The 11,720-nt window shown below is 36.2% G+C and carries 12 protein-coding genes; 11 read left to right on the top strand and 1 reads right to left on the bottom strand.

What is annotated here, in order from left to right; translation table 11 throughout:
* The first annotated feature begins 2 nt into the window (after positions 1–2).
* The 7 genes from ACH784_RS10205 to ACH784_RS10175 all read left to right on the top strand — a co-directional run bounded on the left by ACH784_RS10205 (position 3) and on the right by ACH784_RS10175 (position 7,572).
* A complete protein-coding gene (locus ACH784_RS10205; RefSeq protein ID WP_404389866.1) occupies positions 3–524 on the top strand; it encodes a hypothetical protein in 522 nt (173 codons plus the stop codon).
* A 107-nt stretch (positions 525–631) separates the two neighbouring features.
* Positions 632–2,110, top strand: coding sequence for a dGTPase (gene dgt, locus ACH784_RS10200; RefSeq protein WP_404389864.1), 1,479 nt, complete (start codon positions 632–634; stop codon positions 2,108–2,110).
* 211 nt (positions 2,111–2,321) lie between these two features.
* Positions 2,322–3,596, top strand: a complete 1,275-nt coding sequence (locus ACH784_RS10195; RefSeq protein ID WP_404389862.1) for an SIR2 family protein — start codon at positions 2,322–2,324, stop codon at positions 3,594–3,596.
* Positions 3,593–5,548 carry an ATP-binding protein gene (locus ACH784_RS10190; protein WP_404389860.1) on the top strand — a complete coding sequence of 652 codons (1,956 nt, stop codon included), beginning with the start codon at positions 3,593–3,595 and terminating at the stop codon, positions 5,546–5,548. Before ACH784_RS10195 ends, ACH784_RS10190 begins: the two co-directional genes overlap by 4 nt.
* Positions 5,549–5,796: 248 nt before the next feature.
* The gene (locus tag ACH784_RS10185; RefSeq protein WP_404389858.1) at positions 5,797–6,126 is read left to right on the top strand and encodes a hypothetical protein; all 330 of its coding nucleotides are present in this window, start codon (positions 5,797–5,799) and stop codon (positions 6,124–6,126) included.
* A 234-nt stretch (positions 6,127–6,360) separates the two neighbouring features.
* The gene (locus ACH784_RS10180; RefSeq protein ID WP_404389856.1) at positions 6,361–7,404 is read left to right on the top strand and encodes a hypothetical protein; all 1,044 of its coding nucleotides are present in this window, start codon (positions 6,361–6,363) and stop codon (positions 7,402–7,404) included.
* A gap of 12 nt (positions 7,405–7,416) precedes the next feature.
* Positions 7,417–7,572 (top strand): hypothetical protein, encoded by a 156-nt coding sequence (locus tag ACH784_RS10175; RefSeq protein WP_404389854.1) that lies wholly within the window; start codon positions 7,417–7,419, stop codon positions 7,570–7,572.
* Positions 7,573–7,672: 100 nt separating this feature from the next.
* Here ACH784_RS10175 and ACH784_RS10170 read toward each other — a convergent pair whose 3' ends face one another.
* Entirely contained in the window at positions 7,673–8,569 is an 897-nt protein-coding gene (locus ACH784_RS10170; protein WP_404389852.1) for a LysR family transcriptional regulator, read from the bottom strand.
* A 135-nt stretch (positions 8,570–8,704) separates the two neighbouring features.
* Here ACH784_RS10170 and ACH784_RS10165 point away from each other — a divergent pair, with 135 nt between their 5' ends.
* The 4 genes from ACH784_RS10165 to ACH784_RS10150 all read left to right on the top strand — a co-directional run bounded on the left by ACH784_RS10165 (position 8,705) and on the right by ACH784_RS10150 (position 11,635).
* Positions 8,705–9,022 (top strand): monooxygenase, encoded by a 318-nt coding sequence (locus ACH784_RS10165; protein ID WP_404389850.1) that lies wholly within the window; start codon positions 8,705–8,707, stop codon positions 9,020–9,022.
* The gene (locus tag ACH784_RS10160) at positions 9,019–9,396 is read left to right on the top strand and encodes a hypothetical protein (protein WP_404389848.1); all 378 of its coding nucleotides are present in this window, start codon (positions 9,019–9,021) and stop codon (positions 9,394–9,396) included. The genes ACH784_RS10165 and ACH784_RS10160 overlap by 4 nt, the downstream gene beginning before the upstream one ends.
* Before the next feature lie 305 nt (positions 9,397–9,701).
* Positions 9,702–10,852 (top strand): IS3 family transposase gene (locus ACH784_RS10155; protein WP_404389846.1). Its coding sequence is split into 2 segments (ribosomal slippage): positions 9,702–9,978 and positions 9,978–10,852, totalling 1,152 coding nucleotides; the frame shifts between segments, so codons are not numbered across the junction.
* A gap of 402 nt (positions 10,853–11,254) precedes the next feature.
* Entirely contained in the window at positions 11,255–11,635 is a 381-nt protein-coding gene (locus ACH784_RS10150; protein WP_404389844.1) for a hypothetical protein, read from the top strand.
* Positions 11,636–11,720 lie beyond the last annotated feature (85 nt).

The following is an 11,720-nucleotide window of genomic DNA, read 5'->3' as shown; positions in this document are numbered from 1 at the left end:
TCATGATGAGTAATAGTTACTACGATGATTTTTTATTAGAAGAAAACGATCAACAGCCTGAAAGGACAGAGTTAGATAAGAAGTTTGAATGGGTTAAGCTTCATCCAACTGCTAAAGATGCTTACAAGGCGATAAATAGCCTTAAAGAAGAAAAGTTGCGCTACATCAGAGGGCATCCCAAAAAAAGTAGTTATAAAGTTAAAAAGTATTGGACTATTTCAAAGGCAGAAGTCGGAAGAAGGATTGGAAAAGAGTCTCAGCCACTTTTCAATAGCAATACTTTCTCTGAGAAGTTGACCGAATACTTCAATGAGGTCAACGATGATCTACATAAATCTAAAGAAGCTAGATTAAATAAGCCTAAGAAAGGATATCAGCACAAAACTAAAGAAGAGTTAAAAAACAGTACAATCAAATTAACTAATGAAAATAAAAAGCTACTTCAGAATACTTGTGAAGAGCTGTATGGAAGGCTGTTGAATGACATACCTCTTGATGTAAAACGAAAGCTGGGTTTAAATTAACGACACTTGCCCCAACAGATATAGATATTGAACAAACATTCGTAATGTTTGTGGGCATAGTAAATTTTTTATTATTGAATAATAACAATATTTAGGGAAATAGCAGTATGGATTATAACGAAAAGCTAAAACATGAGCGCTTTCGAGCATCAACAGCTCCGAAGGAAACATTTGATGAAGAAATGGAGTCAGATCGGGGACGTTCAATTAATTCTGCTGCTGTTAGAAGGTTGCAACAAAAAACCCAAGTATTCCCTCTAGAATCCAATGCTGCGGTTAGAAGTCGTTTAACTCATTCTTTAGAAGTTCAACAAGTTGGTAGATATATCGCAAAACTGGTTTTAAAAAAGTTAAACGAAGCTAACAAGTTAAAAGCTTTAGGTTTAGACGATAAAAAAGATGGCTTTACCAGTGCTATTGAAATCGCATGTTTGCTGCACGATGTTGGAAATCCAGCTTTCGGTCATTTCGGAGAAGAAGCCATAAACATGTGGTCTGAAACGTCACTGTTGAATGTTTTCACTGAAAAATTCGGTGATGAGGTTAAGGATAATATACTAGTAAAAGACCTGCTTTGTTTTGAAGGTAACGCGCAAGCCATTAGACTTCTACATAGTTTGCAAGACTTAAATCTATCTTTTTCACAAGTAGCCTGTCTAATCAAATATACCCGACCTGCTTACGAACCAAAGCCTACTGATAAAAGTGATCTTTATTACTATCGAAAGAAAAAGCCCGGTTATTACTACTCTGAAGAAAAGTACGTTAAAGCGCTTCAAAATAACTTAAGTATTGAATCTGGCAATAGATTCCCGCTGACATACATTATGGAAGCTGCTGATGATATTTCTTACTGTATTGCAGATCTTGATGATGCGTTAGATAAAGGCATTTTAAATGTAGATCAGCTTCATAAAGCTATAAACGATATATGGGATTCTTATTTAGATGATGAAAAAGTTGATAATGAAGTAGTCAAAAAAAGATATTTACCAAATCTTGCTGAAAAGGCTTACAAGAGATATGAGTCAGAGTCTCACAATAAGAATCATTCATATATTCTTACGTTAAGAACTATCTTGGTTAATGAATTAGCTAATTATGCATCTGACAGATATATTGAAAACCATGAAGCTGTGTTCGATGGGACGCTTGATGAGTCTTTGTTAGATGGCAATGATGAATTTCACTTAGCAACAGAAGTTTTGAAAGATGTTGCTTCTAAATATGTTTTTTCTGCTAAAGAAGTAGAGCGTTTAGAGTTACAAGGTCACGCGATAATATCAGGATTACTTGATGCTTATATGCCACTTCTTAAGTTAGATTATGAAAAATTTAAGTCCCTTTCCAAAACCGAGTTTTTGAAACCATGTCCTATTGAGACTAGGTTGTATCACGACTTATCCAACAAGCATAAACGTCATTACAGCGACAGCGTGAAAAGCATTCACCAACAAGAAACCGTTTCTAATGAAGATCGAATTTTAGAGTTGTATTACAGATCTCGACTATTGATCGATTACGTCAGTGGTATGACGGATCGATTTGCGTTTGAGGAATATAGAAGCTTAAAGGCTATTGATTGACGGAAATTGAAGTGGTTTGAACGTTTTGGAATAAGTTGATGAGGTTGAAAAGTTTTGTCCGTTCATTGACTAAATAGTGGTCTTGTCTTTTTATTCGCAATGCCATCTACAAGCTTACTAAGTAAAGCAAAACGTATCTTATCGAGTTACCAGATTCAATTTCTATTTCAGGAATCGAGATGTGTAAAATTAATTAAAGGGAGTTGACGTCATGAGTGAAGATAATAAATTTGCGAAAGACTACCTCATATTCAAACAAGGTCAGGAGAGTTTGTTTGGCGAAAATGATAGTGTTGAAGACGGTATAGAAAAAATAAGGAGTAAACTTTCTGATCTTACCAACATAAAAAATCTTCACTTTTTATTGGGCGCTGGTGCAAGTTCTGATTCCATACCTGCAATGGCACCACTAATTGGTAAAGTAACTGAAAGAGTAGAAGCTACACAAACTATGACCCAGTTAGCTTTTCATCCAGAAAACCCATCGCATGATGAGTTAAAAAAACGGTTCAAATCTGCGAAAGATGTTTCTCCAAAGAACCTAGAAAACATACTTGGTACACTGTACTCAAAGCGTGAATACCTAAAAGGTGTCGGTCAATCAGATAGTCTCAATGACTTCCTGATTAACCTTATAGAGACTGAGATCTATTCATCTATAAATATAGATTGCACCTCAGCGCAGGCAGAGCTTTCTCTCGATTTATATAAAAAACTCTATCAAAAATTAGCTCTGAGAAACAAAGATTTAGCTAGGGTAAATGTATTTACGACAAACAATGATTTGTTAAGTGAAACAGCGTTGGGTTTTCTCAACATTAACTACAACAATGGATTTAGTAGTGGCTTGTCGCGCACGTTTAATCCTGCACGCTTCTCCTTTACCTTTTCCAAAAAAGTTGATCCTAGCGTTGAAAAGTATGAGCCATTAGAAAACATGGTATATCTTTACAAGCTTCATGGCTCAATTAGTTGGATAGAGTCGGATGACAATTCGTTTTTTAATATCAAAGAAGTTGACGTTATTCCGAATCAAGAACCTAACGGTAAAAATGTACTGATCTACCCAACACCATTGAAACAAAACAAGAGCTTAGGTTCACCCTATGCGGATCTCATCAGAGAATTTCAAAACAAATTGTTACTCCAGCACGGTGTATTAATAGTAATTGGATATAGCTTTAGTGATGAACATATCAACAATGCTATCTATGCAGCACTCGCTGCAAACTCTAGCTTGAGTGTTGTTATTTTTGGTAATTATCATCCGTCTGAAAATCTTACAAGACTGACAGACAGACGTATTTATCAGATATCAGGAGAGGTAGAAGTTCCTAATGTTGAGAACGCAGATCCTAAAAAAGAAAAAATTCATTATTTCAATTACATTGTGAATAATTTCATTCCCGATTTAGACCGTAGTAAGGATAGCGAAATACTAGAAGAGTTTATAGAGTCTATGAAGGCTGTCGGGGATAAAAAATGAAAATTGGAAAGATCACTTCAGTAAACTTCGATCAGTTCCGAGTCAAAATTTCTTCAGACATTAGAGGTAATTCTATAAACCTTGCTGGTGTGGTTTATTATTTTGGAAACATTGGTAGCTACCTAAAAACAACAAACTCAGTTGGTGAGCAGTTAATATGTGAAGTTGTGTCAATTTTCGATAGCGATATGAAATTAGACTCTGCCGCTTACGACATTGATAGCAATAGAGAACTGTTGTTAAAACCTGTCGGCACCATAACAAGAACTGGAAAATTTAACCTTGGTGTAGGAATTTTTCCCGGTATTTACACCGAGGTAACTGTAGTTACGTTTGAAGATATGGAACTTATTCTTCATACAGCTAAAGATAAGGCATTAAACGCATCGATTCACCAAAGTTTTTATCTTGGTGAGAGTAAGAACTTAATCAACTATCCAATAAACATATCAGTCAATGCATTTTTCAATATTCATTCGGCAGTGTTGGGCAACTCTGGGAGTGGTAAGTCAAATACAATAGCGCACATCATCCAAGACATTCACAAGAAAAAAGATAACTCTGCCATTGGTTCGCGGATACTGATTTTTGATGTGAATGGAGAATATAAAAATGCCTTTACTGGACATGAAATAGGCCCAAATTTAAAAGTAAGGCTTCTCAAGCCCAATATTGATGTAGCAGAAGAAGGCTTTGAGCCGTTCTATCTTCCTCACTTCCTCATGAACATTGATGAGTGGAGTGCATTCCTAATGGCAACGGATGCAACCCAACGTCCTTTCTGGGACAAAGTACTTCAGGAAAGTTATAAATTTTATATGATCTCAACTCATGATGGAGAGCAGAGGCAAAAGCTAATTAACTATCTTAGATTTAAGATCTGTAACCTGATCCATACTCTGCATGCACAGGGAGATAGCGAAACAGCAATCATCACTGCTGCAAAAAGTATCATTTATGGGATTGTGAATCTTATTAAGCTTGATGCAAACCTGAATAGAGCCTGCACAGATGAAGGAATACTGACTGACTTAGAAAACCTGTATTCCAGTTGCACAATCAGTTTTGGTGAGAATAAAGACAAGTTGAAGAACGCTTTACAGGTAGTGAGAAATAAAGTTGACGATGCTACTCTTCGAGAAGTTATGGATTTCAGAGCATCGGGTGAAGAATATTTTGATTATCGCTTTTTGAAGCAGGCCGCAAATTTAACATTACTGGAAGAAGATGCTAGAGGTAATGGGCGCGTAAGGGAATACACCTCTACGATGATGACAAGATTAGATTTTTTCTTGGATAATCCAGATTGTGCTTTTATGCGTCAGGCTCCAATAGGGACAACCAATATCAATAATTATCTTGATTGGCTGTGGCAATCAAATTTAGATGTCCCGGATCAAACTAATATGGTTATTATCGATACCAGCGAGCTTTCTAAAGATGCTCTTGAAACATTAACCGCGGTAACTTCAAGAATAAACTTTTCTTCAAGAAGGAAACTGAAAGGTAATGCAAGACGTCAAAAACCAATACATCTTGTGCTAGATGAGGCCCATCGCTACATTAAAAAAGATTCAAAATATCTTCTCCGTGAGAATATTTTCGAGCAGATAGCTCGTGAAGGCAGAAAATACGCGTTATATTTGCTGATATCTTCTCAACGCCCCTCAGAGTTATCTGAGACAGTTTTATCACAATGCTCAAATTTCATAATTCACCGAATACAGAATGAAATAGATATGAAGTACGTCTACGCTATTCTTCCGTACTTTTCAGAAGACTTCGCAAATAAGATCAAGCAATCGGTTCCGGGAGAGGCTCTAATATTTGGTAACTGTGTATCGATGCCCCTTCACGTCAGAGTAAAACAGGCATTCCCAGAGCCAAACAGCGAAAACTGTAAAGTTCATGAGGAATGGTTTAAACCATTTCCAGTCCTACCTGTTATATGAAGTTTAATCTATTTATAAACATTAAGATCAGATATGACATACTACAACTTAATCTTTATTACATGGTTATGTTGCTGTTTTCTGACTTTTATTGTTACTTAGCTCTATGTAATAATGGTCTTCGGCTTTCCAGAGACGCCCGTTCTGCCACCGTGGACCAAATGGATATACTCTGTGGAAATATTTAATTTTCCAATAAAACTCAATACTAGTGCGGTGGGCTAGTATTTTTTGTGTTTGGTTGATTAATGACTACAGCGATTAGTGAACAATTAGATAACGTAAAAAGACAAGCGAAAAGACTTTCAAAGGCTATATCTATTCCTTTGAAGCAAGCTCAGCAAGTTCTATCTGAAGTTGTTTATGACTGTTCTAATTGGCAAGAGCTAAAGCTACGCATAAATGCACAAAGTGATGACGGTTTAATTCTATTAACAAACTTGCATCCTAAAGCTGATGTTAAATTTATGAAAGCATTTGACAATAATAAAGAGGACATTTTAAGCCGCATGGAAGAGCATCCATCGTTTGAAAATGGACAAAATTCAAAAATTTTATTAAATATTTTCTCACTTTAAATTTTTGATTAATAAGCATTTTCTTCCTTCATTTCTTCCCATTATACATATTTGAAGTATTGACTTAAAAAGTCCCCTAAATTAGCCTGAAAGAGGCTGTTCGGACAGCCTGTGCCTAGCATTTATTTTAGTTGAAAATAAAATACGGCAAAGCGGAGCATCCGAAAAATATTGTAACCACTGCGAGAACAGGCGTGCTGGGCCATAGTTCTTCTAAACTTTTGGAGCAATATTTTGATCTCATATATTCATCTGGATCTCAAACTAGAGAAACAAGCAACATTACTTTCAACCTCCTTAAATATCCCGATAAAGATAGCGAAGGATGCACTTGCCAGAGCTATTTATTGCGAAACTGATTATCAAACGCTTGAATCATCGTTATACGAAAATATTAATTTGTTGAAAAGCAAGCAGGTTATGCTTGTGGATTGGCTAAAATATTTGCTCATTGGAGAAGGAGTTGATGACAAAAGGCTAATTAGCGAATTGCAAAAATGCGTTGATTTCATGGCTAATCGACTTGCCAATATAGTTGTAATTAATATCAGTAAATTGCAACTTATTTCTAAGATATTTCTCTTATTCGGCCTTGATAATGAAGCTAAATACATAATCAATACAGAGCTAGAATTAACTTGGAAACCGATTTTCAATATACTGAATAAAGATTACGAGGCGCTTTACTCAACTATAAAGCTTGGAGACGTTTCATTTTGTTTGATTGCTGTAAGGTATTTCGAAGAAAAATACGATCTATTCGCGGCAAATGAAAACTTTAAGAAAGCATTATTGTATTCAACACCAAATGAAGATGGGTTATTAGAAGAAGCTAAAAAAGTTGAATTTCTTAAGATTTGGTTCTTGAATACACATTCAGTATTGAACAACGAACCAATGTTTCAAAAAGAAAATCATCCACATGCATTTAATATCAAGAACAAGAAATATCTTGTATATGGCTTCCCTCTAAGCAGCAAGTTGTGTGAAGATCTAGGTGACTCAGTACCTTTAGTTGATATTCGTGTTAGAAACCTTAGTGAAGAACAGACATTCATTCTAAAATTTGGGAATCAAAGACTAACACTATTAGCCAAGCGACTAGATGATTCACACGTAATAGATCATGTTAATTACTGCGAGTTTACATACGCGCTCAAAGAAAGTTTGCTAACTCATAAGGATGCTCGAAAATCACCATATCCCATGTATGAGTCGTTATTTAGTTTTGTTTTGAGACCTTATAGGGATGCTGATTTTATCAAAAATACTGTCTAAGTTTTGAAAATCATGTTCAAAATCTATCTACAAGAAGCTTTAACCGTAACAGTAATTGATTATGGCGAAACTAAGAACGAGTATCTCGGTAAAGTACTGTTTGGAGTAGTTAAAGAGGATGAATCATTCAGCTCAGGACTAAATAAACATTATTTAAATAAGTCTTAACTTGAACTGTCAGGCTCGTTTAACATAACTCAATCAAATCTGACAGTCGCATTGGTGCCAGTAACGGACATAAGTTTCTATAATCATATGTCTTTTTCCACTATTTATGTTCAGGGGCATAGGTATCTCGAAGTAACATTTCATAAAAAGTCTTGGCTGCGAATCCTGTTTTACTCCGTTTAGGTAAAGTAATATGTATAGGCACTTGGTATTTTTCATTTTGCTCTATCTTGATAATTTTAAGCTTTTCACCATTTCTTTTCCTTATTATATGTTCAGGCAGACGACAGAACCCTAATCCTTGCTCAGTGGCTCTAAATGCATGATCAAAGTTATCAACAGTAATTCTTTGATTTGCTTTTAACCAGCCTACATTTTTTCCCTCGACGTTAGATGAAACGCTACCTAAATCTCGGATAACGATTTGACTATGAATCGCCAAATCTTGAATACATACATAGTCTAGAGCGGCAAGCGGGTGGGTGGTAGATACTACAGGAATCATTGTGGTTAGAGAGAACACCTGTGCGGGATAATTCGTCACTGGCAAAGTAATAATAGCTATATCAGCCTCCTCACTAGTGACCATTTCAGAGGTTTTCGACAGCGATGTTTCGACAACCTGAATAGATGTAGTTGTGTTAGCTTTTAGAAACTCTTTCATTGGCTTATAAAGTAACGTAGGGTTACATAAATGATCCATAGCTATGGTTATTTCTGATTCTACACCAACAGACAGTTGTTGGCTCATTTCCTCTAAATCTCTAGCTTGTTCTACCATGCTTTCAGCCCTTCTGAGTAAGGACTTAGCATGTTTGGTAAGTATTGCCCTACGTCCACTTATCTCCAGTAGCTTTATGCCCAATTGGGCCTCTAGCTTTTTTATTGAGTAGATTAGAGTAGTATGGCTTTTATTTAGTGATGTAGCGGCTGCTTGGATGCTGCCAGATTTATCCACTTCTTGTAGTGTAATCCATTGCTCCAGCGTACTTTTCAATCTCAATACACATTACCTGTCAGTTTTTTCTACAGTTATTGGCAATATTATGAACTTTTTTGTGCAAATTTTGTAGTTAATAATAAGTTTAATACATAACACAGCGCTTAAAGCGTTATATTTGGAGACTACACGATGAAACTATTACAAGTTGATTTTGAATATCAAGGTGCTTTGGGTGATGAAATGTCGAAAGCCCTTGTTGGCCTAGCAGAGTCAATTAATCAGGAAGAAGGCTTAATATGGAAAATCTGGACTGAAAATGAATCAGATAAGCTTGGGGGTGGCATTTACCTATTTGAAGATGAGGCCAGCGCGAATTCATATCTAGAAATGCATACAGCTCGCTTAAAGGGCATGGGAGTACCTAACGTTAGGGGAATAATCTTTGACATAAATTTACCATTGACCAAAATTAATCAAGGTCCCGTATTAAAAGGGGAAACCGTATGAATAATAGAGCATTTTTAACATTACATGGCGGTATTTACTCCGTTTTTGCTTTGGTATTGTTCTTTTTTCCTACACAGGTTTGGCCTATGTATGGTGTTGAGATAAACGATAAGTACGCATATTTTTTATCACAACATACAAGTATATTTTTAGGCGGGCTAGGTGCGGTTAGTTTACTCTTTAGAAATATTAAGGATGGTGAAGCCCTTAAACAAATACTTAAAGCCCTGATGCTCACTAACTTACTTGGAATTATAATTACAAGCTACGCAGGAATAACAGGAATATTTGTTGGGTTTGGTTGGAGTGATCCTGCTTTCTTCACGGTATTAACAGTATTAAGTTATTGGCAACTAAGGAAATACAAAAACTAGATTTTATCACTTAAATTAAGCGTGAGCATTGTAAGCTCTCGCTTATGAGTGGTTCAAATAACAAAATGAATGACCGTTATTCGCTCATTACTGTCAGATACATAATGAAATTCAGCGGGTTACTTCCGCTTTGTGCCAACAACTGTCGTTCTCGCAAACTCAAAACCTATTGTATTGCCAAAGGTATCGGATAGATAATCATATCAATGACTCTGACCTCATTGATTCGTTAGGAATATTTTGATCTGCTTTAATCAGACAGGACACTTTAATAAAGGAATATAATCCAATTATTGAGGTGTTAAATGACAAAACGAACAAACAGAAATTACACGGCTGAATTTAAGCAAGAAGCTGTGGCATTGGTAACCGAGCAAGGTTATAGCGTACCAAAAGCAGCGGCGTCTTTAGGTATCACAGATAAAATACTTTATAACTGGAAAGCAAAGGCTGAAGCTGAGCAATCAGGTACCAGTTTAAATGCTGATGAACGAGCCGAACTGCTAAGGCTTCGCAAGGAAAATAAAGAGCTAAGGATGGAAAAAGAAATCCTAAAAAAGGCCAGCGCCCTCCTGCTAAAGGAAACCAAGTAACCTTTAAAACGATTAAGCAGTTATCTTCGGTGTTTCCCGTAGTTAAGCTCTGTAAAGTGATGAAGGTAAGCCGTAGTGCTTATTATGCTTGGCTTAAACGGCCAGCTAAAATTATAACAGCAGAGCAACTGAACTTATATCGAAAGGCAAAGCAACTCTTCGAGAAAAGCAGAAATAGCTTAGGTTATCGGGAGCTTAGAAAGAAGTTACGCAGTGAGGGCTTTCACGTCAGTGATTATGGCGTTCAGAAGTTAATGGCAAATCTTGGTTTAGTCGTTACTCAACGGGTAGCATACAAGGTAACAACCAAACGCAAACATAGTGATGCGGTTGCTGATAATTTACTGAATCAGAACTTTAATCCTGTTGCTCCAAATCAGGTGTGGGCTGGTGATGTGACTTACCTAAGAACTGGCGAAGATTGGATGTATCTGGCTATCGTCATGGACTTGTATTCACGTCGTATTGTTGGTTGGCATATTGATAAACGCATGACGACTGATTTAGTTAGCAAGGCGATGATGAAAGCCTATAACTTACGGCAGCCTCCAAAAGGCTTGGTGTTTCACAGTGATAGAGGTTCACAGTACACCAGTAAACAATATCGACAATTACTATGGAGTTATGGCGTCAGAGCCAGTATGGGCGATGTCGGTGCGTGTTGGGATAATGCGGTTGTTGAACGATTCTTCGGCAGCTTAAAACATGATTGGCTATTGAAAGTGCCACAGCCAACTCGTGAGCATATGAGAAATGATGTGATGGCGTATATGCGCTATTACAACTTAGAAAGGCTTCATACGGCTAATGGTGATCTGTCGCCAGTAGAGTATGAACAAAATTCCTTAAGAAAAGTGTCCTGATTTAGTTGTGCAGAACAATAAGAGAATAACGAAAATAAGAGAATAACGAAAATAAGAGAATAACGAAAATAAGAGAATAACGAAAATAAGAGAATAACGAAAATAAGAGAATAACGAAAATAAGAGAATAACGAAAATAAGAGAATAACGAAAATAAGAGAATAACGAAAATAAGAGAATAACGAAAATAAGAGAATAACGAAAATAAGAGAATAACGAAAATAAGAGAATAACGAAAATAAGAGAATAACGAAAATAAGAAGTCTGATGAGATTATTATGTAACACTTACTCTTTTGAAAAATTGACGATAGTCAAATATTCATAAATGTTTACATGACATCAATTTACTTATTCGAAAATTTGTATTAACATAGAATGTGTATATTTTTATGAGAATTTTATGTCTAAAGCATTTTCAAAAGTCTTAGTAATAACGCTTATGCTGTTTGCCTTTATAGGGCAAGCATTTGTGTATTCTGCTATGTCTTGCGAAATGTCATCAGGTTCTCACGAATCACACATGAACATGGATCATTCCAAGATGAGTCATCATGATGGAATGGAGCATGGTGATATGAATGAAAGCAGTAATGGTCAATCAGAAGATTGTTGTGATGTTGAATGTGTTTGCCCTGCAAATGCTTGCTCATCTACGACAGTTGTGAATTCCAGTGTTGACTCGGCAGATATTCAAATATTGAGTGAATCTGTAGCTGCTATGCAATCTAAACAACCCCATTCAATTTCCACTTCCCTTTATCGTCCACCAATTTTTGCCTAATACAGGATTAGTGCGTCCAAATTTCGCGCACATGTAATTAATTTTTCTGTTAGTCAATATAGCGTCGTAGCGCTATAGCTATTTT

The sequence above is a fragment of the Pseudoalteromonas phenolica genome (assembly GCF_044788725.1).
GTDB lineage: Bacteria > Pseudomonadota > Gammaproteobacteria > Enterobacterales > Alteromonadaceae > Pseudoalteromonas > Pseudoalteromonas phenolica_C.
The sequence above is the reverse complement of the archived record's forward strand: the minus strand, read 5'-3'. Positions and strand labels throughout refer to the sequence as shown.

Bases quoted from the DNA above. Each gene is read 5' to 3' on its own strand.
- ACH784_RS10205 (WP_404389866.1), top strand. From the start codon at position 3: ATGATGAGTAATAGTTACTACGATGATTTTTTATTAGAAGAAAACGAT.
- dgt (WP_404389864.1), top strand. From the start codon at position 632: ATGGATTATAACGAAAAGCTAAAACATGAGCGCTTTCGAGCATCAACA.
- ACH784_RS10195 (WP_404389862.1), top strand. From the start codon at position 2,322: ATGAGTGAAGATAATAAATTTGCGAAAGACTACCTCATATTCAAACAA.
- ACH784_RS10190 (WP_404389860.1), top strand. From the start codon at position 3,593: ATGAAAATTGGAAAGATCACTTCAGTAAACTTCGATCAGTTCCGAGTC.
- ACH784_RS10185 (WP_404389858.1), top strand. From the start codon at position 5,797: ATGACTACAGCGATTAGTGAACAATTAGATAACGTAAAAAGACAAGCG.
- ACH784_RS10175 (WP_404389854.1), top strand. From the start codon at position 7,417: ATGTTCAAAATCTATCTACAAGAAGCTTTAACCGTAACAGTAATTGAT.
- ACH784_RS10165 (WP_404389850.1), top strand. From the start codon at position 8,705: ATGAAACTATTACAAGTTGATTTTGAATATCAAGGTGCTTTGGGTGAT.
- ACH784_RS10160 (WP_404389848.1), top strand. From the start codon at position 9,019: ATGAATAATAGAGCATTTTTAACATTACATGGCGGTATTTACTCCGTT.
- ACH784_RS10150 (WP_404389844.1), top strand. From the start codon at position 11,255: ATGTCTAAAGCATTTTCAAAAGTCTTAGTAATAACGCTTATGCTGTTT.